The organism is Streptosporangium vulgare (genome assembly GCF_042428775.1).
GTDB classification, from domain to species: domain Bacteria; phylum Actinomycetota; class Actinomycetes; order Streptosporangiales; family Streptosporangiaceae; genus Streptosporangium; species Streptosporangium vulgare.
Genome location: NZ_JBHMBS010000006.1, coordinates 273,911 through 298,947, shown reverse-complemented (window position 1 = coordinate 298,947; position 25,037 = coordinate 273,911). Strand labels below are relative to the sequence as shown.

25 protein-coding genes are annotated in these 25,037 nt (G+C 70.8%); 15 read left to right on the top strand and 10 right to left on the bottom strand.

Going from position 1 to position 25,037, the window contains the following annotated elements; genetic code table 11:
* Positions 1-74 precede the first annotated feature (74 nt).
* Complete coding sequence (locus ACFFRH_RS15615; protein ID WP_344742920.1) at positions 75-1,436, top strand: helix-turn-helix domain-containing protein; 1,362 nt, start codon at positions 75-77, stop codon at positions 1,434-1,436.
* 107 nt (positions 1,437-1,543) lie between these two features.
* Complete coding sequence (locus ACFFRH_RS15610) at positions 1,544-2,245, top strand: FadR/GntR family transcriptional regulator (RefSeq protein WP_344742921.1); 702 nt, start codon at positions 1,544-1,546, stop codon at positions 2,243-2,245.
* Positions 2,246-2,339: 94 nt separating this feature from the next.
* Here the strand turns inward: ACFFRH_RS15610 and dnaN are convergent, their stop codons facing one another.
* The 3 genes from dnaN to ACFFRH_RS15595 form a co-directional block, all read right to left on the bottom strand.
* Positions 2,340-3,443, bottom strand: a complete 1,104-nt coding sequence (gene dnaN / locus ACFFRH_RS15605; protein ID WP_344742924.1) for a DNA polymerase III subunit beta — start codon at positions 3,441-3,443, stop codon at positions 2,340-2,342.
* A gap of 130 nt (positions 3,444-3,573) precedes the next feature.
* Entirely contained in the window at positions 3,574-4,227 is a 654-nt protein-coding gene (locus ACFFRH_RS15600) for a LuxR C-terminal-related transcriptional regulator (protein ID WP_344742930.1), read from the bottom strand.
* A gap of 2 nt (positions 4,228-4,229) precedes the next feature.
* Complete coding sequence (locus ACFFRH_RS15595; protein WP_386157159.1) at positions 4,230-5,765, bottom strand: sensor histidine kinase; 1,536 nt, start codon at positions 5,763-5,765, stop codon at positions 4,230-4,232.
* Positions 5,766-5,921: 156 nt separating this feature from the next.
* Between ACFFRH_RS15595 and ACFFRH_RS15590 the strand changes: the two genes are divergently transcribed.
* From ACFFRH_RS15590 to ACFFRH_RS15550, 9 genes are all read left to right on the top strand, one after another.
* Complete coding sequence (locus ACFFRH_RS15590; RefSeq protein WP_386157157.1) at positions 5,922-6,821, top strand: ABC transporter ATP-binding protein; 900 nt, start codon at positions 5,922-5,924, stop codon at positions 6,819-6,821.
* Positions 6,818-7,552, top strand: coding sequence for an ABC transporter permease (locus ACFFRH_RS15585; protein WP_386157154.1), 735 nt, complete (start codon positions 6,818-6,820; stop codon positions 7,550-7,552). Before ACFFRH_RS15590 ends, ACFFRH_RS15585 begins: the two co-directional genes overlap by 4 nt.
* Before the next feature lie 106 nt (positions 7,553-7,658).
* The gene (locus ACFFRH_RS15580) at positions 7,659-8,240 is read left to right on the top strand and encodes a TetR/AcrR family transcriptional regulator (RefSeq protein ID WP_386157151.1); all 582 of its coding nucleotides are present in this window, start codon (positions 7,659-7,661) and stop codon (positions 8,238-8,240) included.
* A 21-nt stretch (positions 8,241-8,261) separates the two neighbouring features.
* A complete protein-coding gene (locus ACFFRH_RS15575; protein WP_386157148.1) occupies positions 8,262-9,014 on the top strand; it encodes an SDR family NAD(P)-dependent oxidoreductase in 753 nt (250 codons plus the stop codon).
* Positions 9,015-9,360: 346 nt separating this feature from the next.
* Positions 9,361-10,104, top strand: coding sequence for a phosphodiesterase (locus ACFFRH_RS15570; RefSeq protein WP_386157145.1), 744 nt, complete (start codon positions 9,361-9,363; stop codon positions 10,102-10,104).
* 396 nt (positions 10,105-10,500) lie between these two features.
* The gene (locus tag ACFFRH_RS15565) at positions 10,501-10,650 is read left to right on the top strand and encodes a hypothetical protein (RefSeq protein WP_386157143.1); all 150 of its coding nucleotides are present in this window, start codon (positions 10,501-10,503) and stop codon (positions 10,648-10,650) included.
* 59 nt (positions 10,651-10,709) lie between these two features.
* On the top strand, positions 10,710-11,282 hold the full coding sequence (locus ACFFRH_RS15560) for a sigma-70 family RNA polymerase sigma factor (RefSeq protein WP_386157141.1): 573 nt from the start codon (positions 10,710-10,712) through the stop codon (positions 11,280-11,282).
* On the top strand, positions 11,279-12,019 hold the full coding sequence (locus tag ACFFRH_RS15555) for an anti-sigma factor family protein (protein ID WP_386157138.1): 741 nt from the start codon (positions 11,279-11,281) through the stop codon (positions 12,017-12,019). The genes ACFFRH_RS15560 and ACFFRH_RS15555 overlap by 4 nt, the downstream gene beginning before the upstream one ends.
* Positions 12,020-12,137: 118 nt before the next feature.
* Entirely contained in the window at positions 12,138-13,163 is a 1,026-nt protein-coding gene (locus ACFFRH_RS15550; RefSeq protein WP_386157135.1) for a CHRD domain-containing protein, read from the top strand.
* 323 nt (positions 13,164-13,486) lie between these two features.
* Here the strand turns inward: ACFFRH_RS15550 and ACFFRH_RS15545 are convergent, their stop codons facing one another.
* On the bottom strand, positions 13,487-13,903 hold the full coding sequence (locus ACFFRH_RS15545; protein WP_386157133.1) for a winged helix-turn-helix transcriptional regulator: 417 nt from the start codon (positions 13,901-13,903) through the stop codon (positions 13,487-13,489).
* 95 nt (positions 13,904-13,998) lie between these two features.
* Between ACFFRH_RS15545 and ACFFRH_RS15540 the strand changes: the two genes are divergently transcribed.
* Positions 13,999-14,931, top strand: a complete 933-nt coding sequence (locus ACFFRH_RS15540) for an NADP-dependent oxidoreductase (RefSeq protein WP_386157130.1) — start codon at positions 13,999-14,001, stop codon at positions 14,929-14,931.
* 37 nt (positions 14,932-14,968) lie between these two features.
* Here ACFFRH_RS15540 and ACFFRH_RS15535 read toward each other — a convergent pair whose 3' ends face one another.
* The gene (locus ACFFRH_RS15535) at positions 14,969-15,562 is read right to left on the bottom strand and encodes an NADPH-dependent FMN reductase (RefSeq protein ID WP_344744203.1); all 594 of its coding nucleotides are present in this window, start codon (positions 15,560-15,562) and stop codon (positions 14,969-14,971) included.
* Positions 15,563-15,881: 319 nt separating this feature from the next.
* Between ACFFRH_RS15535 and ACFFRH_RS15530 the strand changes: the two genes are divergently transcribed.
* Positions 15,882-16,142, top strand: a complete 261-nt coding sequence (locus ACFFRH_RS15530) for a hypothetical protein (protein WP_344744204.1) — start codon at positions 15,882-15,884, stop codon at positions 16,140-16,142.
* Between the two features lie 175 nt (positions 16,143-16,317).
* On the opposite strand, the gene ACFFRH_RS15525 is transcribed toward ACFFRH_RS15530, so the two are convergent.
* Entirely contained in the window at positions 16,318-16,689 is a 372-nt protein-coding gene (locus tag ACFFRH_RS15525; RefSeq protein ID WP_344744205.1) for a ClpX C4-type zinc finger protein, read from the bottom strand.
* Positions 16,690-16,869: 180 nt separating this feature from the next.
* Entirely contained in the window at positions 16,870-18,225 is a 1,356-nt protein-coding gene (dnaB, locus tag ACFFRH_RS15520; protein WP_344744206.1) for a replicative DNA helicase, read from the bottom strand.
* Positions 18,226-18,790: 565 nt separating this feature from the next.
* Between dnaB and ACFFRH_RS15515 the strand changes: the two genes are divergently transcribed.
* Positions 18,791-20,059, top strand: a complete 1,269-nt coding sequence (locus tag ACFFRH_RS15515) for an MATE family efflux transporter (protein ID WP_344744250.1) — start codon at positions 18,791-18,793, stop codon at positions 20,057-20,059.
* Positions 20,060-20,364: 305 nt separating this feature from the next.
* Complete coding sequence (locus tag ACFFRH_RS15510) at positions 20,365-21,981, top strand: APC family permease (protein WP_386157124.1); 1,617 nt, start codon at positions 20,365-20,367, stop codon at positions 21,979-21,981.
* A gap of 67 nt (positions 21,982-22,048) precedes the next feature.
* Here the strand turns inward: ACFFRH_RS15510 and ACFFRH_RS15505 are convergent, their stop codons facing one another.
* The 3 genes from ACFFRH_RS15505 to ACFFRH_RS15495 form a co-directional block, all read right to left on the bottom strand.
* Positions 22,049-22,792, bottom strand: coding sequence for an amino acid ABC transporter ATP-binding protein (locus ACFFRH_RS15505; RefSeq protein ID WP_344744208.1), 744 nt, complete (start codon positions 22,790-22,792; stop codon positions 22,049-22,051).
* 73 nt (positions 22,793-22,865) lie between these two features.
* Positions 22,866-23,732, bottom strand: a complete 867-nt coding sequence (locus ACFFRH_RS15500; RefSeq protein WP_344744209.1) for an amino acid ABC transporter permease — start codon at positions 23,730-23,732, stop codon at positions 22,866-22,868.
* Between the two features lie 97 nt (positions 23,733-23,829).
* Entirely contained in the window at positions 23,830-24,720 is an 891-nt protein-coding gene (locus ACFFRH_RS15495) for an ABC transporter substrate-binding protein (RefSeq protein WP_344744210.1), read from the bottom strand.
* Positions 24,721-25,037: the final 317 nt, after the last annotated feature.

The following is a 25,037-nucleotide window of genomic DNA, read 5'->3' as shown; positions in this document are numbered from 1 at the left end:
TCGGGGTTACCTGATTCGACCGCTTCATGCAATCATGGCGAGAACATTGACCATCCCCCGCCCTGAGAGATCAGATGCCGAGTCAGGGAACCATCGGTGACCGCGTCCGTGGACTGCGCCTGAGCAGGCGCATGTCCCAGGCCCAGCTCGCAGGGCCGGACCTTTCCGACAGCTACGTCTCCCTCATCGAGTCCGGCAAGCGGACCCCGACCCCCGTGGTCGCCCGCCTGCTGGCCGAGCGCCTGGGGTGCACCACCGAGTTCCTGCTGCACGGGATCGAGCCGCGCCAGCGCATCGACACCGAACTCGGGCTGCGCCACGCGGAGCTGGAGCTCCTCCACGGGGATCCGTCCGTCGCGGCGGACCGCTTCGGCGAGATCGTCAAGGTCGCCGGCGAGGAGAACGCGATGCTGGCCGCGCACGCGCGGTTCGGCCGTGCCCGCGCCCTGGAGGTCCAGGGCAAGGTCGGCCCGGCGGTGAAGGCGTTCGAGCGCCTCCGCCGCGAGGCGGCCGCCCACCCCGAGCGCCTGGCCGACCTGCCGCTGGCGGTGGCGCTGAGCCGCTGCTACCAGCGCGCCGGAGACATCCTTCGCGCCCGCGACCTGGCCGTCCACGCGCTCGGCGAGGTCAACCGGCTGCCCCTGGCGCAGGGAGAGATCGCCATCGAGCTGGCCGCCTCCCTGATGGAGATCGGCGGCACCCATGGGTCCGGCTCGCCGAGCCTGTCCTACGTTCGAAGCGTCCTGTCGGTCAACGGCGTTCCCACGGCGGTCAACCGCACCGCGGAGATCCACGCCCTCTGGCAGGCGAGCATCACCGCCGCCGACGGCGAGGACTCGGCGCTGGCCGTCCGCCTCGCCGACGACGCGATCGCGACCGGGCGCCCGGCGCGGATGGCCTCACAGCTCGCCCTCATCGCGATGTACTGGGCCCATCTCGCCGCCTCCGGCGGCGACGAGCCGCTCGACGAGGCCCGCGAGTTCGCGACCGCCGCGAGCGAGGTCTTCGCCGTGTTCCCCGAGCACGTCCACGAGTACGTCAGGAGTCTTGTCGTGCGCGCCCAGGTCCAGCTGGGGGCCGGAGACGAGCGGGGCGCGACCGCCCTGGCCCAGACCGCCCTCGACACGCTGGGCGACCCGGCGAGCGCCCTGGGGGCCGCCGCGCGGCTGGTCCTCGCCCGTGCCGCGCTCGCCCGCGGCCAGGCCGACGAGGCCACGACGGTCCTGAACGCCGCCAGGCAGTCGCTGAGCGGTGTCCGGCACGAGCTCTCCGGTCCCGACCGGGAGACCGCGCGGATCTGGCGTGACCTGGGAGACCTGTACGGCCAGGTCGGTGTGGTCGACGAGCAGACCAGTGCGTATCGTAGGGCTCTTGAGACTGCCGGAGTGCGCGACGCGATGGTGGGCATGACAGTCGACTCGGCTCTGGTCCGTTAGGGCAGCCCACTTCTGGAGTTCCAGATTTGTTTTTGCACCTCCGGAATAACTAGGGTCTACCAGTCATTGATTCGTAGGATGATTGGTTTCTCCGGAGGAGGCGGACGGTGAGTCTGCGTACGGCGCAGCGAGCATCCCTCGTCGACCAAGTGATCGATCAACTCAAGGAGCAGATCACCTCTAACTCCTGGCAGATGCACGCGAAGATTCCTACCGAGACCGTGCTCGCCGAGCAGCTCGGCGTGGGGCGCAACACCGTGCGCGAGGCGGTGCGCGCACTCACACACGCCGGACTGCTGGAGTGCCGCCAAGGCGACGGGACCTACGTCCGTGCCACGAGCGAGCTCTCCGGGGCCATGCTGCGGCGGCTGCGCACCGCCGAGCAGCTCGAGATCCTGGAGGTGCGGCGCGCGCTGGAGGTGGAGGCCGCGAGGCTCGCCGCCACCCGGCGCACCGACGCCGACATCACCGGGATCGAGGCGGCGCTGGCCGAGCGGGAGCGGGCCTGGGAGAGGGGAGAGCCCGACGCGTTCGTCGAGGCCGACCTCGCCTTCCACATGGCGGTCGTCCGCGCCACCCACAACCTCGTGCTGATCGATCTCTACGAGGACTTCTCGGCGGCGCTGCGCGCCAGCATCACCGCCGCGGGAACCTCGCTGAACAGCACCCTGAACAGCACGTACATCCCGCACGAGGCGATCGCCCGCGCCATCGCCGTCGGTGACGCCGCCGCCGCCGAGCGCGCGGGTCACGCGTGCATGGAGCACATCCTGATCGCCCTGACGGAGGAGCAGGAGCTCTCCCTCTGATCCTGTCCTTCCTCGCCTTCTCATGACGTGGGCCCCCTCACCGGCCGGTGAGGGGGCCCACGTCGTGTAGAGCGCCGTCCGGCGCCGCGGGCGATCAGGTCGTCAGGCGCAGGGACATCACGAGGTAACGGAAGGAGGGGCCGGCGTCGCCGGGAACCTCCGTGATGAGGGCCGGGCGGCTCGGCGACTCCATGTTGAGCCGGACGAGCTCGGTCTCGACCCCGCTCAGGCCGTCGAGCAGGAACTGGGACTGGAAGGCGATCTGGATGTCGTCGCCGGACAGCTCGGCGTCGACGACCTCGGCGCCCCGGCCGATGTCGCCGCCGCCCGCCTGGATGAGGACCTGCCCCTGGCCGAACGAGAGCCGGACCGCGGTGTTGCGCTCGGCGACCAGCGTCACCCGCTTGATCGCGTCGATGAACGGCGCCACCGGCAGGTCGGCCCGGATCGACCAGTCGTCGGTGAGCCGCGAGCGGTAGTCGATGAACTGCTCGTCGAGCAGGCGGACCGTGGTGGCCCGGCCGACGCTCTCGAAACCGGCCACGCCGTCTCCCAGCGCCACCGACACCTCGCCGCCGCGCAGCGACCTGGCCACGTCGACGAGCACCCGCGCGGGCACCATCGCGGCGGCCGTGGCGCCGGCCGTCTCGGGGCGCCAGCCGAACTCCCTGGCCGCGATGCGGTAGCGGTCGGTGGCGGCCATGGTCACGTCGTCACCGGAGATGTCGACCCGGATGCCGGTCAGCATGGGGAGGCTCTCGTCACGGCTGGCCGCCGGAGCCACCTGGCCGACCGCGCTCGCGAAGACCACGCCGCCGACCGCGCCGATCTTCGGTGGCATCTCGGGGAGGGACGGGAAGTCCTCGACCGGCATGGTCAGCAGGCCGAACTCCGCGCTGCCGCAGGTCAGGACCGCCTCGGAACCGCTGGTGAGCACCTCCACCACCTCGCCGGGCAGGCTGCGGGTGATCTCCGCGAGGATCCGGCCCGGAATCAGCACCCGGCCGGGCTCCGCCACGACCGCGTCGATCGAGACGCGAGCGGAGACGTCGTAGTCGAAGGCCGACAGCACGAGGTCTCCGTCGTCGGCCTCCAGGAGGAGACCGGAGAGGACGGGAATGGCCGGCCGGTTCGGCAGCACCCGGGCCACCCAGGCCACCGCGTCGGCCAGGACATCACGGTTAACCCGGAACTTCACCTGATCATCCCTTCGTCCCGAACGGCACCCCACACGCGGAAGCCGTACTCCAACAGCACGTTATCCGCTGAGACCGACAGAACCGTTACGCGGCCGGGGAGAAAGGGGGCCGGGGAGGGGGCGGGGAGCGTCAGCCGCGGGCGGCGTTGAGGTAGGTCAGGACGGCGAGTACGCGGCGGTTGTCGTCGTCGGAGGGGGCGAGGTCGAGCTTGGAGAAGATGCTGGCCGTGTGCTTTCCGACCGCGCTCTCGCTGAGGAACAGGCGCTGGGAGATGGCCGCGTTGGAGCGGCCCTCGGCCATCAGCTCCAGCACCTCGCGCTCGCGCGGGGTCAGCGCGCCGAGCGGCTGGTGCCGGGCGGTGCTGGCCAGCAGCTTGGCGATCACCTCGGGGTCCATCGCGGTGCCACCCGCGGCGACCCGGCGGACCGCGTCGACGAACTGCTCGGCGTTGAAGACCCGGTCCTTGAGGAGGTAGCCGATCGCCCCCGAGCCGTCGGCCAGGAGTTCTCGCGCGTACAGCTGCTCGACGTGCTGGGACAGCACGAGCACCGGCAGGCCGGGGACGGCCCGGCGCGCCGCCAGCGCGGCCTGGAGCCCCTCGTCGGTGAACGTGGGCGGGAGGCGTACGTCGACCACCGCCACGTCGGGCCGCAGCCCGGTCAGCGCCCCCAGCAGCTCGGGCCCCGACTCGACGGCCGCCACCACCTCGAAGTCGTGTGCCTGGAGCAGGTGGACCAGGCCGTCCCGCAGGAGGTACAGGTCTTCGGCGATGACGACTCTCAGGCTCACCGGCCCAACCATAGGCGGGCCGGCAGGACCTCCGCCAGCCGCTGCCGGCGGGCGTGCATGACGGGGATGAGCATGCCCGCGGCGTACATGGACAGGCCCAGGAGGATGTTGAAGACGATCAGCGGCCACTGCAGGAGCTCGGGCAGGTAGAGCGCGAGGAACCAGCTGCGGTGCTCGGCGCCGAAGATCTTCATGAACATCGCCACCAGTCCCTGCGGGAAGAGCGGGAGCCAGCCGATCCCCCAGCAGATCCCGACGATGATGGCCTTGCCACGGGGCAGGGACGGCCTGCAGTCCGGCCCTTTGTCGCTCAGGAGGGCGTTGGGCAGGTCGAACGTGGCGGTGGTCGGGCCGCCCCGCGGGCTGCTCACCGCGAGCACCCCGTCGAAGGCCGCCAGCCTGCGCTCGATGCCGCGCAGGCCGCTGCCGAGGGACGGGTCGGCGCCCCCCGAGCCGTCGTCGGTGACCACCACGCGCAGCGCGTGGTCGTTGCTGCTGATGTCGATCCACACCCGCTCGGCGCCGCCGTGGCGGGCCGCGTTGGTGAGGAGCTCGCTGATCGAGAAGTAGGCGGCCGACTCCACGGGCGAGTCGGGGCGGGTGTCCAGATCCACGGTGACCGTGACCTTCAACGGGCTGTCCAGCGCGAGGGCGCGCACGGCGTCGCCGAGGCCGCGCTCGGCCAGGACCGGCGGGTGGATGCCCTTGACGAGGTCGCGCAGCTCGACGAGCGCCGTGGAGGAGGCCTCCCTGACCTTGCCGAGCAGGGCCTTCGCCGCCGCAGGGTCCTTGTCCATCAGCTCCTCGACCGCGCCGAGCGTCATGCCCATCGCGACGAGCCTCGCCTGCGCCCCGTCGTGCAGGTCGCGCTCGATCCGCCGCAGCTCGGAGGCCTGGGAGTCGACCGTCGCCAGGCGTGCCTGGTCGAGTCGCTGGATCCGCGCCGCGAGCACGGACCTGGCCGTGGGAGACAGCAGCAGGTGGTTCCACCACGCGTACCCCCGCAGCAGGTGCGGCGTCGCGGCCAGCGCGACGGCGGAGGCGCACCCCAGGGCGAGGGGCAGCACCGGCGGGGCCGCGGCCCACGCCGTCAGGACGGCGCATCCGGCCAGGGTGAGGGGGAGCAACGGCAGCGCGCAGACGGCGAGCGGGTTGAGGAAGAGCCACAGCCCGTCCCGCCAGGTGGCCGGGTCGCCGACGATCCACTTCCAGCGGTTGTTCCAGTCGGGCCACTTCGGCGTCCTGTAGAGCTGACGCTCGTGGCGGTACCAGCCGTCGGGCTGGGGCCGGGTCGGCAGCGGCGGAGGCAGGTAGGGCACCGGTACGGCGGTCCCGAACCACGTGCCGTTCAGCCTCCTGGCGAGCGCGGTGCGGCGCCTGATCAGCTGGGCCGCCGGAGGGAACACGAAGACCATCCCCAGGCCGAACGCCAGCACGAACGCGACCAGGGTCAGTGCCATCAGGACGACGTCGACCAGCGCCGTCGCCCCCAGGGCCAGCGCCTTCCCCACCGCCACCGCGTATGTCCTCATGGGTCCAAGTGTCGGTGATACGGCCGGGCGTGCCCAGTGGTGGCGGACGCCGCCGGGGGGTGGAGGTAGCCACACCCCCCGCGGGTGCCTGGCCCGTCCCCACCGGGGACGTAGACGGATTCTCCGGGCGCGGCGCGGCTCGTAGCGTCGGTGGACATGAAGGTCATCGAGGTCAGCAACCTCCGCAAGCGGTACCGCGACCAACTGGCGGTGGACGACGTCTCGTTCACCGTCGAAGAGGGCGAGATCTTCGGCGTTCTCGGCCCCAACGGCGCCGGCAAGACGACCACCGTGGAGTGCGTCGCCGGTCTGCGCGTCCCCGACTCCGGCACCGTCAGCGTGCTCGGGGGCCTGCACCGCACCGAGCTCAAGGAACGGCTGGGAGTCCAGCTGCAGAGCTCCACGCTGCCGGAGAAGCTCAAGGTGTGGGAGGCGCTCGACCTGTACGCCTCCTTCTACCGCGAGCCGGCGAACTGGGTGGAGCTGTTGGAGCGCGTCGGACTCGCCGACAAGCGCGACACCCCCTACGGCAAGCTCTCCGGCGGCCAGCAGCAGCGGCTCTCGATCGCGCTCGCCCTGGTCGGCGGCCCCCGGGTGGCGATCCTCGACGAGCTGACCACCGGCCTGGACCCCCAGGCCCGCCGCGACACCTGGGATCTCATCGAGCGGGTCCGCGAGGACGGCGTGACGATCCTGCTCGTCACGCACTTCATGGAGGAGGCCGAGCGGCTCTGCGACCGGCTCGCGCTGATCGACTCCGGCCGGGTGGTCGCGATGGACAGCCCGTCCGGCCTGATCGCCAGGGTGGGCGGGCAGCAGACCGTCAGGTTCCGGCTGTCCGGGCCGCTCGACAACTCCCGGCTCAAGGCCCTGCCCGAGGTGACCGAGGTGAGCCGCAGCGGCGAGCAGGTCACGGTCACCGGCACCGGCAACCTGCTCCTCGCGATCACGACCGTCCTCTCCGCCGCGGGTGCGGTGCCCACCGACCTGCGCATGGAGCAGGCGACCCTCGACGACGCCTTCCTCAGCCTCACCGGAAAGAAGATCTCCGCATGAACAAGATGCTCCTGACCGAGGCCAAGCTCTTCCTGCGGGACCCGGCCGGTCCGATCTTCGCGGTGATGCTGCCCGTCGTCCTCCTGCTCGCGCTGGGGCAGATCCCCGGCTACCGGGAGGCGCTCCCCGAGCTGGGCGGGGAACGGATCGTCGACACCCAGCTGCCCGGCATGATGGCGATCCTGGCGGTGGTGACGATGGCGCTGACCGTCCTGCCTGCGACGCTGGTGACCTACCGGGAGAGCGGCGTGCTGCGCCGGATGTCCACCACCCCGGTCAGCCCGGTCCGGCTGCTGGTCGCCCAGGTCGCCAACAACCTCGCGGTCGCGATCGTCGCCACCGTCCTCCTGATCGGCCTGGGCTATCTCGTCCTCGGCTCGGTCCCGCCCAGGAGCCCGCTCGCCTTCGCGGGGGTGTTCGTGCTCGGCACGGCCTCGATGCTGGGCCTGGGGTTGCTGATCGCCGCGGTGGCGCCCAACGCGAAGGTGGCGCCGGGCATCGGCTCGCTGCTGATGTTCCCGCTGCTGTTCATGGCGGGGATGTGGATCCCCCGGGAGCTCATGCCCGACCTGGTGCGGCGGATCGGGGACTTCCTGCCGATGGCGCCGTTCGCCGACGCGCTCCGCGACACGTGGGCCGGGCACGCGCCGCAGCCGCTGCACCTGGCGGTGATGACGGTGACCGTGCTGGTCACGGGCGGGCTGGCCGCGCGGTTCTTCCGCTGGGAGTGACGGGCGGGGGTGCCCTCGGAGCCGCCGGGGTCCGTCCCTATACAAGGGGCAGGGACGGGCCCCGGCTTATTTGACTGTTCGTTCCAGATTGTTCTACGTTCCTTCCATGGCGAGGACGAAGGAGTTCGATCCGGACGCCGCCCTCCAGGCGGCGCTCGACCTGTTCTGGGAGCGCGGCTACGAGGCGACGTCGGTGAGCGACCTGGTGGAGCACCTGGGGGTCGGCCGGGCCAGCCTGTACGCCACGTTCGGCGGCAAGCACGAGCTCTACCTCCGGGCGCTGCGGCGCTACCGGGAGATCCGCCGCCCGCTCTACATGGAGACGCTCTCGCGTCCGGGACCCGCGCTTCCCGCGGTAAGGGAGCTGGTGGAGGGCTACGTCCGCGACTCCGTCGGGGACGCGGGGCGGCGAGGCTGCATGATCGGTAACGCGGCGGCGGAGATGCTCCCCGGCGACGAGCGGGTGGCCCGGTGCGTGGACGGGGACTGGACCGCACTGGAGACCGCGCTGGCCTCGGCGCTCACCAGGGCGCGGGCGCAGGGGGAGCTGCCCGCCGACCGCGACCCGCGGGCGCTGGCGGGCTTCCTGCTGGTCTTCCTCCAGGGGTTGCGGCTCACGGCCAAGGGGACGTCGGACCCGGTACGGCTGCGCGACGCCGCCGCCCAGGCTCTCACCATTCTGGACTGATCGATCTACTAAGGAGACGTCATGAAATTTCAGGACAAGGTGGTTCTGGTGACCGGGGGCGGGACGGGCATCGGCAGGGCCGTCGCACGCGGGTTCGCCCGCGAGGGCGCCCGCGTCGTGGTGGCCGCCCGGGGCCTGGAGGCGCTGGAGCAGACCGTGAAGCTGGTCGAGTCGGACGGCGGCCGGGCCTCCGCCCTCGTCGCGGACGTCTCCGACTCCGCCTCGGTCGCCGGGCTGGTCGAGCAGGTCGTCGCGCGGCACGGCGGGCTGGACGTCGCGATCAACAACGCGGGCGTCTTCGCCATGGGCGAGGTCGCCGACCTGCCGGAGGAGGACTTCACCCGGGTCGTCGGCGTCAACCTGACCGGCGTCTTCCTCGCGATGAAGCACGAGATCCCGGCGATGCTGGCCGGTGGCGGCGGGGTCATCGTCAACGTCGCCTCCCAGGTGGGGACGCACAAGCGCATACCGGGCCTCGGCGCCTACGCGGCCTCCAAGGCCGGGGTGACGGCGCTGACGCGCACCGCCGCCCTGGAGTACATCGGCCGGGGGGTCAGGATCAACGCGATCAGCCCGGGGCCGCACGACACCTCGATGTCCATGCGGCCGGGCGAGACGGAGGCCGACCGGGCCGAGCGGATCAGCCGGCAGCTCCCGATCGGCAGGGTCGGCTCCCTCGACGAGATCACCGGCAGCGTCCTGTGGCTGGCCTCGGAGGAGGCGGCCTTCGTGGTCGGCGCCGACATCGTGGTGGACGGCGGCTCCACCGCCTGACCCGGCGCCGCCCCGAACCGGCGTGCACCTCGAGCAGGCATGCACCTCGAGCAGGCGTGCACCCCGAACCGGCGTGTACCTCGACGCGGCATCCCGCGAGTGGGCGTGCACCTCGACGCGGCATCCCCCAGGCGGGCGTGCACCCGGCCGGTTCACCGCCTGCCCCGGCGTCGCGGCATCGCGGCCCGCTCCGCGTCGCCCCCGGTCGTCCGGCTTCGCCGTTCGCCCCGGCGTCACGCCCCGTCCCGTTCGGCTCCCTCTCACACCGGCTTTCCGCGACCGGTGCGTTCCTGCCATCCGCCCCGGATGCCCGGCGACAGGAAGCCGGATATGTCACTCTTGATTGATGCTGATCCTGGCGCACGTAAGTGACGTCCACATCGACGGTTCCCCCCGCAGCATCGACAGGACCCGATCCGTCATGCGGCACCTGGAGAACCTGCCCGGCCCCCTGGACGCGGTCGTGGTGACCGGCGACATCGCCGACAACGGTCTGATCGAGGAGTACGAGATCGCGCGTGAGCTGCTGACCACGCGCCATCCGACGATCATCTGCCCGGGCAACCACGACGTCCGTTCGGCGTTCCGCAAGGCGCTGCTCGACCTCGACGAGGACGGCGACGGGCCGATCAACCAGGTCCTCAGGCTCGACGGGCTCATCGTCGCGCTGTGCGACTCCAGCGTCCCCGGGCGGCCGGAGGGCTTCCTGGAGGACGAGACGGTCACCTGGCTGAACGGCGTGCTCGCCGAGAACCCCGACACCCCGGTCATCGTCGGCATGCACCACCCTCCGGTGTCGCTGGGCACCCCGTACGTGGACGCGATCCGGCTGCGGAACCCGGAGCGGCTGGAGGCGGTCGTGCGGCGGCACCCGCAGGTGGTGTCCGTCATCACCGGTCACGCCCACACCGCGGCGAGCACCACCTTCGCGGGCCTGCCGCTGTCGGTCGCCCCGGGGGTCATCTCCACGTTGCGGCTCAACCAGGAGCTCGACACCCCGATCCCCGTCGACTACGACCTGCCGCCGCAGATCGCCATGCACGTCTTCGACGGCGGCCGCCTCATCACCCACGTCCGCCCGGTCCTGTGACCTCGCCGCGGCCCGCCCCCACGGCGTGCCGCGGCCCGAGCGACACGCCTCACGAGACCGGCCACCCGACATCCGTACACCGCGCGACGATCGGCGCCGCACCCCGTACCGGCGGGCGGGTCGCCTCTCGTGTGAGGAACGGCGGAGCGGTCGCGCCTCCGCGTGGGGAACGGCGCCGCATCCCGTACCCGCCGCTTCCGGCTGGGCGACACCATGGTGGCTCGCCGGTTCGTAGAGGTGCCTTCGCCCGGAATTAGCCATACTTTCCCCTTATGGGAAGCTAGTTCGGCTGATAATCGAAAATCCACGCGATCTGTTGAACCCTCCGAGATCCGGCGCCGTACTGCCTGCCGACACCGGAAAATCGTCCGGCGGCCGACCTTCGGAGGGCACAGCGTGATCGTGAACGCCCTGCGGCGGCCCGCTCCAGCGGGCACCGCCGTGATCGCGGAGCCGCCACCCGGCGTCCGCGCCCACGACGAGGCGGGCGACACCGTCCCGCGCACCGGTCACGACCGGCCGGTGCGAACCGCGGGACGCGCGTGATGACGCGGCAGGGCGCCTGCCCCTCCCCGCCGGCCGATTTCCCCGGAGAGAACCCCAGCGTGAAAGCCTCATCCCGGCCCGGTGACCGGCCGGACCGGTCCCGCCGTCTGCGACCGGTCGACACCCCCGACGACGAGCTGGTCGTCGCGGAACTGTACAGGACGTACCACCGGCCGCTGCTCTCCTTCGTCGTACGGCTCACCCGTGGCGACGTGCAGTGGGCCGAGGACGTGGTGCAGGAGACCATGGTCCGGGCGTGGCGCAGCGCGGACCGGTTCGACGCCGACGCGTCGTCCCTGATGCCTTGGCTCGCGACGGTCGCCAGACATATCGTGATTGACGACCAACGCCGTAAGGACGCGCGTCCCCACGAGGCGGGTGAGGGACCACTGGAGAGTGTGCCCATGCCCGATCAGATGGAAGATCTTCTGCGGCAGGTCGTCGTGTCGGACGCGCTCGACTCGCTGTCGCCCGCCCACCGCGAGATCCTCAACGAGACGGTCCTGCGCGACCGGTCGGTGAACGACGCGGCCGAGGCGCTCGGCATCCCGGTGGGCACGGTGAAATCGAGGGCGTACTACGCCCTTCGCGCGCTGCGCGTCGCCCTTGAGGAGAGAGGGGTGACGGCATGACCTCGCGGGTGGAGCACACCGACGTGGGCGCGTACGCCCTGGGCATCCTCGAAGAGCCCGACCGGACGGCCTTCTCGGACCACCTGGCCACGTGCCGGTCCTGCACCGCCGAGCTCCAGGAGCTGTCCGGGGTGGCGGGCGCGCTCGCCGGCATCGGGCCCCTGGACGACGTACGCGACGACATCGGCACCGACACCGGCAGCGGCGACCGGGGTTCCGCCGAGGTGGTCAACCTGCTGCGCCGCCGCAAGGCGGCCGACCGGCGCGCCCGCAGGGGCACGTTCGTGATCGGCGCCGCCGCGGCCGTCACCCTGGTCGCCGGTGGGATCGCGGTGGGCACCTCGATCTCCGGCGAGAGCGGGAGCGGGAGCGTTCCCGTCGGCCACTCCGCGCACGGCCCCGCCGAGGACGCCTACCGGGCCGGCACGCCGCTCGCGGGCGCGGGCGCCTCCGGTGTCACCGGCGGCCTGGTGCTGGAGACGAAGGGCTGGGGCACCCACGCGGCCCTGGAGCTCAGGGGCGTCAAGGGACCGCTGGAGTGCGAACTGGTCGCCGTCTCACGGACCGGCGAGCGGCGCGTGGTCACCGGATGGGCGGTGCCCGAGCGGGGCTACGGGGTTCCCGGCTCTCCCGAACCGCTCTACGTGCACGGCGGCGTCGCCTGGGAGCGGGCCGGGATAGACCGCTTCGAGGTACGCACGTCCGGCGGCGACACGCTGCTCACCGTCACGGTGTGAGCATGGTCTGAGCGTGCTCAGAGCACGGTCTGAGCACTCTCTGAGCGGGGCATCCTAGCCCTCCCCCGGAACGGAAGGGCCTTTTGAGAGCCGTTCCCTTATGTGCATTTTTACGTATTTGAACATTGAACCTCTGGTGACCGGGGCGCCGTACAACCGGCTGAAGAACGCAGCAGCCCCTTACAACTACGAGAGGTTCACGATGTCCAAGCGCACCCTCACCGTCTCCGGCGTGGCCATCGCCGCGGCCCTGCTCTCCTCGGGCCTCGCCCCGGCCGCGCAGGCCGGCACAGCCGCGGTCACGCGGTCCGATACCGCGGGCACAGCCGACGCCTACTTCGCGGGCACCCTGCTCGGGAGGAACGAGGTGCCGGTCAGCGGCGGTCCCGCCGTCGGCGACAAGAACGGCAGGGCCATCGCCATCGTCCGCATCCGCGGCAACGAGGTCTCCTACGCCGTACGGTGGGAGGGGACGGCCACCCCCACCGCGTTCCACATCCACCAGGGCAAGGCCGGCAAGAACGGCGACGTGAAGGTCGGTTTCTTCATGGAGGCCCTGCCCGGCGGCAGCAAGGCCGTCCTCGGCAGCGTCAAGATCAACGACAGCGGCCTGCTGTCCGGGATCAAGAGGAACCCGAAGAACTGGTACCTCAACCTGCACACCGCCGAGTTCCCGGGTGGCGCGGTGCGCGCCCAGATGCACCGGATCAGCCCGACCAACCTGGCCAACGTGCTGGCCGGCGGCGTGCACCCCATCTACCACTCCAACGCCGACGGCCGCCAGGAGGTCCCGGCCCCCGGCAAGAAGGTCGGCGACCCGAACGGCCGCGCCGAGTGGCTCGTCGGCATCAAGGGCTCGAAGGTCTACTACGCCACCATCTGGGAGAAGCTCGCCGCTCCCACCAACGGGCACATCCACCGCGGCAAGAAGGGCAAGAACGGCGATGTCGTGATCGACTTCTTCGCCGACACGAACGGCCTGCCCAAGGGCGTCACCGGCATCGCCGGCACCGCGTCGGTGAAGTCCGACATCGCCCGGGGCATCAAGAAGAACCCGAAGAACTGGTACACCAACCTGCACACCACCGAGTTCGGCGGCGGCGCGGTGCGCGGCCAGCTCTACCGGTCCGGCAACGGCTGGTAGAAGGACGTCCGGGGATCACGCGGCGGCTGTGAGCGTCCGGACGCGGAGGGGATCCACGGCCACGAGCCATCCGTGACCCTGGAGACGACGGCGCCCGCCACCCGGAGCACGACTCCGGGTGGCGGGCGCCGTCGCGCGCGACGGCCGCTGACGCGCTCAGACCCGCATGCTCAGACCCGCATGCTCAGACCCGCATGCTCTGGCCCGCATGCTCTGGCCCGCATGCTCCGGCCTGCTCAAGCCGCGGGGACAGGCCCGCACGCGTAACGACCGATGGCACGCTCGGACCCGCACATGACGACCGCCGACGCGCTCGGGACCGCTCAGTTCACCTGGACGGGCCTGGGTTCCTCGGCCGCGCGGACGTCGTAGAGCTCGCGAGCGGCCATGATCTCGGGTACGTGCTTCTCCGACCAGCTCTTGATGCCCTCCATCAGCGTGACCACGCTGTATCCCAGCGCGCTGAGCTCGTACTCCACGCGGGGCGGGATCGTCGGGTAGACGGTGCGGATCACCATCCCGTCGCGTTCCATGTTCCGCAGCGTCTGGGTGAGGCTCTTCTGGGTGATCCCGTCGATCCTGCGGCGGAGCACGCCGAACCGGACCGGGCCGTCCCGCAGGGCGTCGACCAGCAGGCAGGTCCACTTGTTGGCGATCGCCTCCAGGACCCTCCGCGAGCCGCACTCCCGAAGGTACGCGTTGGCGGCGCCGTGCTCTCGCAGGCCGGAAGTGGTTTCCATAAGGTACCTATATCTCCAAAAGGTGCCTTCTTTCAATGGGATACCGAGATCGCCGACGATTGGTCCCGAAGAGCTTCCCCTCAGAGGAGATCACGATGCGCGTCATCACCCAGTCCGCCGTCGGCGACCCTTCCGTGCTCGGTGTCGCCGAGGCCGACCGGCCCGAGCCCGATCACGGGCAGGTCCTGATCAAGGTCAGGGCCGCCGGGGTCAACCCGGTCGACGGAGCGGTCCGCGCCGGCCTCTTCCCGCTGCTCGGCCCGCCGCCCTTCACCCTCGGCTGGGACGTCGCGGGCACGGTCGAGTCCACCGGGCCCGGCGTGTCCGCGTTCGCCCCGGGCGACGAGGTGCTGGGCCTGCTCGCCTTCCCCCGCGCCGGCAACGCCTACGCCGACTACGTGCTCGCCTCGCCCAACGAGATCGTCCACCGGCCCGCCGTGCTACCCGTGGAGCAGGCGGGAGGGCTCCCGCTGGCCGGGCTGACCGCCTGGCAGGCGCTGGTCGGCATCGCCCGCGTCACCGAGGGGCAGCGGGTTCTCGTCCACGCCGCCGCGGGAGGGGTCGGCCACCTCGCCGTCCAGATCGCCGCGTCCTTCGGGGCGCACGTCATCGGTACCGCCCGCACCGCCAAGCACGACCTCCTGCGCGAGCTCGGCGCGGACGTCCTGATCGATCACACCACCGCGGACTTCGTCGCGAAGACCGCGCCGGTGGACGTGGTGTTCGACCTGGTGGGCGGCGAGTACGGGGAACGTTCCGCCGTCGCGCTCAAGCCGGGCGGCCTGCTCGTGGGGGCGCTGGGGAGCAACCTCGGCATCACGCGGGAACGCGCGGCCGACCTGGGCGTACGGCTCGCGGTGGTGAGCGTGCGCCCCTCGGCGGCCGACCTCTCGCGGCTGACGGCCCTGGTGGAGTCGGGCCGGCTCAGGGTCCACCTGGACCAGGTGCTGCCGCTGGCCGAGGTGGCCAAGGCCCACGAGCTCCTGTCGACCCGCCGCACCACCGGGAAGATCGTCCTGATCCCCTGACCGGGGCGCCGCGTGTCCGTCGAGGCGCCCGTCCGGGTCAGGTGGTGTAGGGGCGGACGGTCCTGCCCTCGCGCAGCGTCCGTGCCCACCAGGTCAGCTGGTCGAGCAGGATCCCGGCCGCGCCGTCGCAACTCCGCGGGCTGGTCGGCGCCCCCTCGTCGTCGAAGTGCTTCCAGGCGCCGTGGAAGCTGACGGTGTCGCGGACGGTGACCGCGTGCAGCTCGGCGAAGACCAGGCGGAGCTGCTCGACCGCCCGCAGACCTCCGGAGATGCCACCGTAGGAGACGAAACCGACCGGCTTGGCGTGCCACTGCCGGTCGTGCCAGTCGATGGCGTTCTTCAACGAGGCGGGAAAGCTGTGGTTGTACTCGGGCGTCACGACGGCGAACGCGTCGGCCCTGGCCAGGCGTGGCGTCAGGGCTTCCAGGGCCCGCGACGCCTCCACGGCCGGCGCGGCCCCGAACCGGGGCAACACCATCGGCAGGGGGATCTCGGCCAGGTCGATGACGTCGACGTCGAGGCCCTCGTGCCGGCGGGCCCGGCCCGCGAACCACTCCGCGACGGTCGAGCCGAGCCGGCCTTCCCGGACGCTACCGATGATCACCGCTAACCGGATCGGCTCCTCGGGCATGACGGTCCTCCGCTGGTCACAGTGGCTTGTCCGCGCCCTCGCGGCGCCGTGTGAACAGGTTCGTACCTCAACCAAGGTTCACGTCAAGTCGGAACCGCGCACCCGCCGGAATCAGCGGGACGCGGACGCCTCTAGATCCGGCAGATGCGATGCCAAAGCAGTAGATCATGCGTGCTTACCAGGCATACCGGCTCTTGATGCCGGAATGTGCGAAGGTATCGTGATGGTTCGTGACGACGTTTCGGATCGGCGAGGCCGCCGCGCTGTTGAGCGTCAGCCCCGACACGCCCGCCGGTGATCGGGCACCGGGCGGTCCGTCATGACCGCCGCGCCACCGCGCAACGCCATCTGCCTGGGCGGCCCCTGCCACGGCATGCTCACCCACATCGACCAGGACATCGGCACCCTCACCGTGCCCGTCCCGCGCCGCTCGCCCGAGGAGCCCGAGGCCGTCGCCCGCTACCGCATCACCCGCGAACGGGTGCACCACCCCTGTCGCACCGAGCCGTTCGTCGCCCTGCACTGGGCCGACCCCGTCGAGCCGCCCGGCCCGCCCTGCCTGTGCGGGTGCGGCGACTAGAAGACTGCTGGAGGGCGGGGTTCCACGGGCGCGCGTCCGCGCAGACGCGGGTCTCGACGACCTCGCTCGGTGTGTCGCCCCCGCGCCGGTTCCCCGCGCCGATCCCGGCGCCACCGGATGCGGCCCGCGGCGTGAGGCGAAGCCCGCGGCGGCGTCGAAGGCCCCGGCCGGCGGGTCACTCCTCGCCGGAGAACCGCTCCCAGGCGGACTGGCGGGTGATCCCGAGAGCCTCGCCGATCCTGGCCCAGGTGACACCACGCCGGCGCAGCTCCTGCACCCACGAGCGCAGGTCGGCCTCGGCCTGCTCGATGTGCGCGGCGACGCGTGGAATGTGGCCCAGCATCTCTCCGTCTGTCAACGACTCCCAGACGGGCACGCGCGGTCTCGCGGGGGCGCCGAGGCTCTCGTCGATGATCGACGCGGCCAGAGCCACGCACTCGTCGCAGATGTGCACACCGGCGCCGGCGACCAGCTTGCCGACCTCGGTGTCCGGCTTGCCGCAGAAGGAGCATCGAGCGAGTTCGGTCGGGGTGTCGGGCGATGCCACGGCGTCCTCCTTTGGTGTCAGGATCTCCCTGACACCTTAATTCGTCAGGGAATCCCTGACAAGCGAGGCTGCGGCGCGTTCGACGAGGCGCGAGTGCGTGGCACCGAACGGCCGCGCCCAGGAAGTCTCCGGGCAGCCGACGGCGCATGACAGGCGGGTCGGCCCCTCGCGTGTGAGCTTCTAGTGAGGGGCCATGTCGACGAAACGGCTGTAGTGGCCCTGGAACGCCACGGTGACCGTGGCGGTGGGGCCGTTACGGTGCTTGGCCACGATCAGGTCGGCCTCGCCCGCTCTGGGCGACTCGCGCTCGTAAGCGTCTTCCCTGTGGAGAAGGATGACCATGTCGGCATCTTGCTCGATGCTTCCGGACTCACGGAGGTCGCTGACCATGGGCCGCTTGTCCGTCCGCTGCTCGGGGCCACGGTTGAGCTGGGAGATCGCGATCACCGGGACCTCCAGCTCCTTGGCGAGGAGCTTGATGGCCCGGGAGATCTCGGAGACCTCGTTCTGGCGGCTCTCGGTCTTCTTCGGCGAGGACATCAGCTGCAGGTAGTCGATGATGACGAACCGCAGGTCGTTGCGCTGCTTGAGACGACGGCACTTGGCCCTGATCTCCATCATCGACATGTTGGGCGAGTCGTCGATGAACAGCGGGGCCTCGGCCACCTCGCCCATCCTCCGGGCCAGCTTGGCCCAGTCGTCGTCGGTCATCGTGCCCGATCGCATGGCGTGCAGCGCCACCCGCGCCTCGGCCGACAGCAGACGCATCGTGATCTCATTACGCGACATTTCCAGCGAGAACACCACAGTCGTCATACCGTGCTTGATGGCGGCAGATCTCGCGAAATCCAGCCCCAAAGTCGACTTGCCGATGGCGGGACGGGCGGCCACGACGATCATCTGGCCGGGGTGCAGGCCGTTGGTGAGGGAGTCGAGGTCCTGGAAGCCGGTGGGGACCCCGACCATCTGGCCGCTCCGGCCGCCGATGGCCTCCAGCTCGTCGAGGGCGCCCGGCATGATGTCGGCCAGCGGGATGTAGTCCTCGGAGGTGCGGCGCTCGGTGACCTTGTAGATCTCCGCCTGGGCGCGGTCGACGAGGTCGTCGACCTCCTCGTCCTGGCCGCCGTAGCCGTAGGAGACGATGCGGGTGCCGGCCTCGATCAGGCGGCGGAGGATGGCCTGCTCGCGGACGATCCTCGCGTAGTAACCGGCGTTGGCCGCGGTCGGGACGACGGCGGTCAGGGTGTGGAGGTAGGCGCCGCCGCCGATCCTGGCGACCTCGCCCCGCTTCTGCAGCTCGTCGAGGATGGTGACGGCGTCGGCGGGGTCGCCGCGACCGTAGAGGTCGGTGATGATGTCGTAGATGATCTGGTGGGCCGGACGGTAGAAGTCGTCGGAGCGCAGGATCTCGACCACGTCGGCGATGGCGTCCTTGGACAGCAGCATGCCGCCCAGGACCGACTGCTCGGCCTCGATGTTGTTCGGTGGGGTGCGCTCGAATCTCGGCTCGAAGACCGGCGGTTCCGCGATGCTCACCACACACCCCCTCTTTCGAACACAGTTACGTTATCTCTATTTGTAGCCGATCGGTGTGACAGTTTCGCGGCTCCGCGCCCAGCTGGCAACGCGGCCTGTCGACAGAGGTGTGGATAAGCTGTGCACTTCTTCCCCAGAGGTGTGGGCACCCTGGGGACAGTACTGTGGATAACTCTTGTCCACAGCTGTGGATAACGCTCTGACCAGCGAAAACGTCATCCACTGCCTGTGGAGAAAAGAAAGTTGGGGCGACACGCCGAAAGTCGCCCCTGATGGCATGCCCTGACGGGTTCATCCCGCTGAAGATCCACCCGGAGGTAAGAGGCACAATGGATAAGTGCCTCTTACTCCTCGATCCGGCCGATCCGATCGCCCCCGATCCGGCCGGTCCGGCCGGTCCGACCCGCCCGCCGGGTCAGGCGGGTCCGGTGAATCCGGCCCACTCGGCGAATCCGGTCATCCCGGCGGATCCGGCCCACTCGGGGAATCCGATCAGTCCGGCGGATCGGGCCGACTCAACGGATCAGGGCGGTCCGGCGGATCAGGGCGCGACCACGACAGGCAGATCCTGCGGCTGGCGCTGCCCGCGTTCGGTGCCCTGGTGGCCGAACCGCTGTTCCTGCTGACCGACACCGTCGTCGTCGGCCGCCTGCCCGCCCCCGCGCTCGGCGCCCTAGGGGTGGCGAGCACGGTGCTGAGCTTCCTCGTGGGACTGTGCGTGTTCCTGGCGTACGGCACGACCGCGGCGGTGGCCCGGCAGATCGGGGCGGGCGAGACCGGGCGGGCGCTTCGGCAGGGGGTGGACGGCCTCTGGCTGGCCGCCGGGGTGGGACTGGCGATCATCGTGGTCGTATGGCCGCTCGCCCCTTCGCTGGTCCATCTGCTCGGCGCCGAGGGCGAGCTCGCTCAGCAGGCGGTGACCTACCTGCGGATCAGCCTGCTGGGCGTGCCCGCCATGCTGCTGGTGTTCGCGGGCACGGGCGTGCTGCGCGGCATGCAGGACACCGCCACCCCGCTGCTGGTGTCGGTGGGGGCCTTCGCGCTGAACGCCGTGCTCAACATCGTGTTCGTCCTGGGACTGGGCTGGGGGATCGCGGGCTCGGCGTGGGGCACGGTACTGGCCCAGTCGCTCGCCGCCGCCGTCTATCTCCTCCTGATCCTCGTCCGGTACCGAGCGCCGTTCCGCCCCGACCTGGCGGGCGTGCGGGCGGCGGGCTCGGCCGGGGTCGCTCTGATCATCCGTACGGCGTGCCTCCAGCTGGTGCTGGCCGTCGCGACCGCCGCGGCCACCCGCATGGGAGAGCAGCAGATCGAGGCGCACACCGTCGCCATCAGGATCTGGACCCTGATGGCGTTCGCCCTGGACGCGATCGCCATCGCCGGGCAGGCGATCACCGGCCGCGCGCTGGGCGCCGGCGACGTGGCGGGAGCCCGCGGCGCCACCGGGAGGATGGTGGTCTGGGGCATCGGCTCGGGCGTGCTGCTAGGCCTCCTCATCGTGCTGGCCAGGCCGTTCGTGCCCGCCCTGTTCGACGCGGGCCCCGTCGTCGCCGCGGAGCTGCTCGACCTGCTCTGGGTGGTGGCCGTCCTGCAGCCCGTCGCCGGGGTGGTGTTCGTGCTGGACGGCGTGCTGATCGGGGCCGGAGACCGGCGCTACCTCGCCTGGGCGGGGGTGTGGACGACGATCGCCTACCTGCCCGCCGCGTTCCTGGTGGACCTGCGGGGCGGCGGCCTGGTGGCGCTCTGGCTCGCGCTCGGGCTGTGGATGGCGGCCCGGCTGGTCACCCTGTCGACCCGGGCGTACGGCAGGGCGTGGCTGGTGGCCGGCGGCTGAACCGGCGACCGAGGCGGCCGGGTGGACGCGCCGGATGGCCGAGATGGCTGAGGTGACCGGGTGGCCGAGATGGCTGGCTGGACACCGGAACGGCGCGACCGCGGGCGGTTCGCCTGTGACGGACGGTGTCCGCCGAGCAGGTGATCCGGGCGTGACACTGTGGTGTCCACCACGTGACCGGATAGCCCTTGTCCGGCGCAACTCCCCTGCGGCACTGTGAAACGAGTCCCACAATATAGGGTTATCAGCCCACCACGATTGGTCACGTCGTGCCCGAAGGTGCTTCCTCGTCGATCGTTCGCCGCATGCCACCGGACCACGCCACAGGCCGGCTGACCGGTGCGCGTCACGGCCTCCCCATGGCCTATCGCGGAGCGGACCTCATCGTCCTCGGCGTCGGGGTCATGATCGGCGCGGGCATCTTCAGCCTCGCCGCCCGCCAGGCGGCGAACATGGCCGGACCGGGCGTGATCCTCTCTTTCATGATCGCGGGAATCACCAGCCTGCTCGTGGCCTTCTGCTTCGCCGAGCTGTCCTCCGCCATGCCGAGCTCGGGAAGCGCCTACACCTTCGCCTACGTCATCTTCGGCGAGGTCTGGGCCTGGATCGTGGGCTGGGCGCTGGTCCTGGAACTCCTGCTGGCCACGGCCGCGGTGGCCCGCGCCTGGTCGCTCTACGCCGCCCAGATGCTCACCGACCTCGGCGTGCGCCTTCCCGAGGTGATCGCGGGCATGGTCGGCCAGACCACGGGTTTCGACCTGTTCACGCTGTTCATCCTGGCGATCCTCACGGCCGTGGTGGCCCTGGGCGCCCGTGTCGGACTGCGCACCCTGTGGGTCATCGTGGTCGCCAAGCTGCTGGCCATCGGCGCGGTCATCGTGATCGGCGCCCTCCACTTCGATCAGCGCAACCTCGCGGCCATCCCGGTGCCGGCGGTGCCCGCGGGGAAGGCCGAGGAGGCCCTTCACTCCCCGCTGCTCGGCCTCCTCCTCGGCCAGACGGGCACGTTCGGCTGGTTCGGCATCTTCGCCGCCTCGGCGGCCATCACCTTCGCGTACATCGGCTTCGACGTCGTGGCCACCGCCGCCGAGGAGTCCGAGGACGCCCCGCGGTCGATCCCGAAGGGCATCATCCGCGGGCTGGTGCTCACCACGGTCATCTATATCGCGGTCGCGGTGATCATGGTCGGGATGACCCCGTACGACAAGATCGCCGCGGACGCGCCGCTCGCCAGTGCCTTCCGCGAGGCGGGCGAGGGCTTCATGGTGCACGTCATCAACATCGGGGCGGTGCTCGGCCTCACCACCGTCGTCCTGGTGCTGCTCGTCGGCCTGACCCGCGTGCTGTTCTCCATGGCGCGCGACGGGCTGATCCCCCGCTCGCTCTCCAAGATCAACCGTAGCTACCGCAGCCCGACGAGGGTCACGCTGATCATCGGCTTCCTCGCGATCCTGCTGGCCGAGTTCGTGGACGTGCTGACGCTCGAACCGCTGGTCGTGATCGGCGCCCTGTTCGTGTTCATCGCCGTGGCCGGCGGGGTGGTCAGGATGCGGCAGACGATGCCGGACCTGCCCCGGGGCTTCCGCACCCCGCTCTCTCCCGGCGTGCCGATCGCCTCGATCCTCGCCTGCCTGTGGCTCATGGTGAACCTGCAGCTCATCACCTGGCTGTACTTCATCATCTGGATGGCCTTCGGCGTGCTGGTCTACCTGGTGTACGGCAGGCGCAACAGCGTGCTCGCCACGACGGCACGGCCTGTCCCGGAGACTCCGGCACGTCCCTCCCCGGGGCAGTACCAGTACGGTCCCGGGGACGGGCGGACGGACCCGCCCTGGCCACCTGGGCCACCCGGCCCTCCCGGCGGCCCCGGCGGTCCCGGCCCCGGATCCACCGCCGGACCCCGCGGCAGGCACCGCCGCTGAGACCGTGCGCCGGGCCTCGGCAGGCTCAGGAGAGCCCAGGAGCCGGAAGCCCGGGAGCGGGAAGAGGTCAGAGGCGCCGGGCGTCGATCACACTCTGCACGAACTCCCTGGTGCGGGGCTCGCGAGGATCGGTGAAGATCTGCTCGGGGGTGCCTCGTTCCAGGAGCACGCCGCCGTCGAGGAAGCAGACGGTGTCGGCGATCTCGCGGCAGAAGCCCATCTCGTGGGTGGTGAGGACCATGGTCATGCCCCCCTCCTTGAGCTCCCGGATGATCCCGAGCACCTCCTTGACGAGCGCCGGGTCCAGGGCCGAGGTGACCTCGTCCAGCAGCATCAGGCGAGGCTGGGTGGCCAGGGCCCTGATGATGGCGGCACGCTGCTGCTGGCCGCCGGAGAGCTGGTCGGGGTAGGCGTCCGCCTTGTCCGCCAGACCGAACCTGGCCAGCAGGTCGCGGGCCTGCGACTCGGCCTGCCTCCTGCCCGTCCCGTGCACCTTGCGCGGCGCCAGCGTGATGTTGTCCAGCACGCTCATGTGCGGGAACAGGTTGAACGCCTGGAACACGATGCCCATGCGCTTGCGCACGTCGTCGGGATCGGTCCTGGCGTCGGTGATCTCCTCACCGTCCAGGGTGATCGTGCCGTCGTCGGCGGTCTCCAGCAGGTTGACGCAGCGCAGCAGGGTGGACTTGCCGGAGCCGGAGGCACCGATCAGGCAGACCACCTCGTGCGGCTCGACCTCCAGGTCGACGCCGCGCAGCACGCTGTGGCCGCGGTAGTTCTTCCACAGGCCCTCGATGGCCAGCAGGCTCATGCCCTCTCCTCCCGTACCGCCGCCGTCTCACCGGGCGGCGGGACGCTGCCACCGTACGCCCCGATCCGCCCGCTCACTGGCCCCGCCGCCGCTGCGAGCGGGCCGCCAGGTAGTCGGTGAAGCGGGCCATCGGGATGGTGAGCAGGATGAACAGCAGCGCCGCCGCCAGGTAGGGGGTGTAGTTGAAGGTGCTGGCGACGTGGATCTGCGCCTGCCGCAGCGCCTCCAGGGGACCGATCGTGGCGACGAGCGCGGTGTCCTTCTGCAGCGAGACGAAGTCGTTGAGCAGCGGCGGCACCACCCTGCGCACGGCCTGCGGCACCACCACGTGGCGCATGGTCTGGCCGTGGCTCAGCCCGAGGGACCGGGCGGCGGCCCGCTGGCTGGGGTGCACCGACTCGATGCCGGCCCGGAAGACCTCCGCCACGTACGCGCCGTACGAGAGGGTGAGCGCGATGATGCCCAGCGTCGCGAGGTCCGTCGGCGTGCCCTGCAGGCCGAGCGCGGGCAGGCCGAAACCGACGAGATAGATGACGAGGATCGTGGGCACGCCGCGGAAGACGTCGGTGTAGATCACCGCGAGGGCGCGCAGCGGGAAGAACACCGGCGCCGTGAGGTTGCGGGCCAGCGCGACGAGCAGCCCCACCACGAGGATGAGCGGCTCGGCGATCAGGAAGATCTTGATGTTGAGCAGGAACCCGCTCAGCACGTCCGGCAGCGCCCCGGTGAACTGGTCGAGGTCGAAGAACGTGTCCCGCACCCGGGGCCAGCCGGGCGAGGTGGTGAAGAGCCAGAGCAGCAGGACGATCACGAGGATCGTCGAGACCGTCGCGACAGAGCCCGAACGGATCGACGACCTCCTGCGGAGCCGCTCCCGCTCGATCTGCCGCTCGCTCTTCTCCCAGCCGGTGGGAATCTCCAGGCGCTCGTCGTTCCTCATCGGGCGCCGCCGTGACGCGGGCCGTACGCGCTCCGTGCCCGCGGCCCGGTTCCGCTCGCGGACATGCGCGCGGGCGATGTCGGAAGGTACCGCAGGGTCACTTCAGCTCCGGTGCGCCCGCGGCGGAGCCGAGCCACTCGGTCTCGATCTTCGCCAGCTCACCGGAGGCGGTCAGCTTGTCGATGGCCTCGTCGACGCAGCCCACCAGCGGGCTGCCCTTCTCGAAGACCGCGCCGAAGACCTCGGGCTCCCCGGAGGCCGTACCGAACTGGCCGACGATCTTGGAGTTCTCGACCTGGGCCGCGGTCACGTAGAAGGCGGTGGGCAGGTCCACCACCACGGCGTCGACCTGCTTGTTCTTCAGCGCGTTGACGGCGTCGATCTGCTCGTTGTAGACGTTGAGCTCGGACGACGGCTTGATGACGTCCTTGACCGCCTGCAGCGAGGTGGTGCCGATCTGCACGCCGATCTTGGCGTCCTTCAGGCTCGCCAGGTCCGTGGCGGAGGCGACCTTGGAGCCGTCCAGCGCGACCACGGCCTGCTTGACCGTGTAGTAGCCCTTGCTGAAGTCGACGACCTTGGCCCGGTCGGGGGTGACCGAGACCTGGTTGACGTCGAAGTCGAACTGCTTGGCGCCCGGCGCGAACGCGGAGTCGAACTTCACCGTGGCCCAGGTGACGTCACTCTTGGCGAAGCCCAACTGGCCCGCGATGGCGTAGGCGACCGCGCTCTCGAAGCCCTTGCCGTTGGCCGGGTCGTCGTCGCTGAACCACGGGTCGTAGGCGGGCTTGTCGGTGCCGATGGTCAGCTTGCCGGGGGTCTTCAGCGCGGGGCTGTCCTTGGCACAGGCGCCGGCCGCCGTGGAGGCGGCGCCGGAGGCGCCCGAGGACGCGGGGCTCGCCTGGGTCGCCGTTTCCGAGGCCGGCGCACAGGCCACCGCGGTCGCCGCGAGGGCACCGAGCGCGAACAGCGTCGAGGGACGGACCATGACAAAACCTCCAGGGCGAAGCAACGGTTCCCGAATTGTATGTACTCGCAGTGACCTGGGGTAACGGGGTACCAGAATATGAAATTTCCCCGGCGGGAAAGGGGGGTTTTCGTCGGCCTGACAGGCCCCGTGGAAGGACCGGGGCCTCTGGCCCTCAGGAAGCTCCGGGCGCGTGGAAGGGCCGGGATCTCCGGCCCCGCGGGGGACCGAGCCTTCCGTGCCCGATGGAGAACCGGGCCCTCCGAGGCTCACAGGGGACCGGGAAAGAACGGAAGAACAGAAGGTACGGGACAGGGAAGAACGGACCGGGAAAAGGA

Coding starts and splice junctions, on each gene's coding strand:
- ACFFRH_RS15575 (WP_386157148.1), top strand. CDS start 8,262: ATGAAATTTCAGGACAAGGTGGTTCTGGTGACCGGGGGCGGGACGGGC.
- ACFFRH_RS15510 (WP_386157124.1), top strand. CDS start 20,365: ATGCCACCGGACCACGCCACAGGCCGGCTGACCGGTGCGCGTCACGGC.
- ACFFRH_RS15585 (WP_386157154.1), top strand. CDS start 6,818: ATGAACAAGATGCTCCTGACCGAGGCCAAGCTCTTCCTGCGGGACCCG.
- ACFFRH_RS15505 (WP_344744208.1), bottom strand. CDS start 22,792: ATGAGCCTGCTGGCCATCGAGGGCCTGTGGAAGAACTACCGCGGCCAC.
- ACFFRH_RS15595 (WP_386157159.1), bottom strand. CDS start 5,765: ATGAGGACATACGCGGTGGCGGTGGGGAAGGCGCTGGCCCTGGGGGCG.
- ACFFRH_RS15615 (WP_344742920.1), top strand. CDS start 75: ATGCCGAGTCAGGGAACCATCGGTGACCGCGTCCGTGGACTGCGCCTG.
- ACFFRH_RS15535 (WP_344744203.1), bottom strand. CDS start 15,562: ATGCCCGAGGAGCCGATCCGGTTAGCGGTGATCATCGGTAGCGTCCGG.
- ACFFRH_RS15545 (WP_386157133.1), bottom strand. CDS start 13,903: ATGGAAACCACTTCCGGCCTGCGAGAGCACGGCGCCGCCAACGCGTAC.
- ACFFRH_RS15570 (WP_386157145.1), top strand. CDS start 9,361: ATGCTGATCCTGGCGCACGTAAGTGACGTCCACATCGACGGTTCCCCC.
- ACFFRH_RS15500 (WP_344744209.1), bottom strand. CDS start 23,732: ATGAGGAACGACGAGCGCCTGGAGATTCCCACCGGCTGGGAGAAGAGC.
- ACFFRH_RS15580 (WP_386157151.1), top strand. CDS start 7,659: ATGGCGAGGACGAAGGAGTTCGATCCGGACGCCGCCCTCCAGGCGGCG.
- ACFFRH_RS15530 (WP_344744204.1), top strand. CDS start 15,882: ATGACCGCCGCGCCACCGCGCAACGCCATCTGCCTGGGCGGCCCCTGC.
- ACFFRH_RS15590 (WP_386157157.1), top strand. CDS start 5,922: ATGAAGGTCATCGAGGTCAGCAACCTCCGCAAGCGGTACCGCGACCAA.
- ACFFRH_RS15540 (WP_386157130.1), top strand. CDS start 13,999: ATGCGCGTCATCACCCAGTCCGCCGTCGGCGACCCTTCCGTGCTCGGT.
- ACFFRH_RS15495 (WP_344744210.1), bottom strand. CDS start 24,720: ATGGTCCGTCCCTCGACGCTGTTCGCGCTCGGTGCCCTCGCGGCGACC.
- ACFFRH_RS15555 (WP_386157138.1), top strand. CDS start 11,279: ATGACCTCGCGGGTGGAGCACACCGACGTGGGCGCGTACGCCCTGGGC.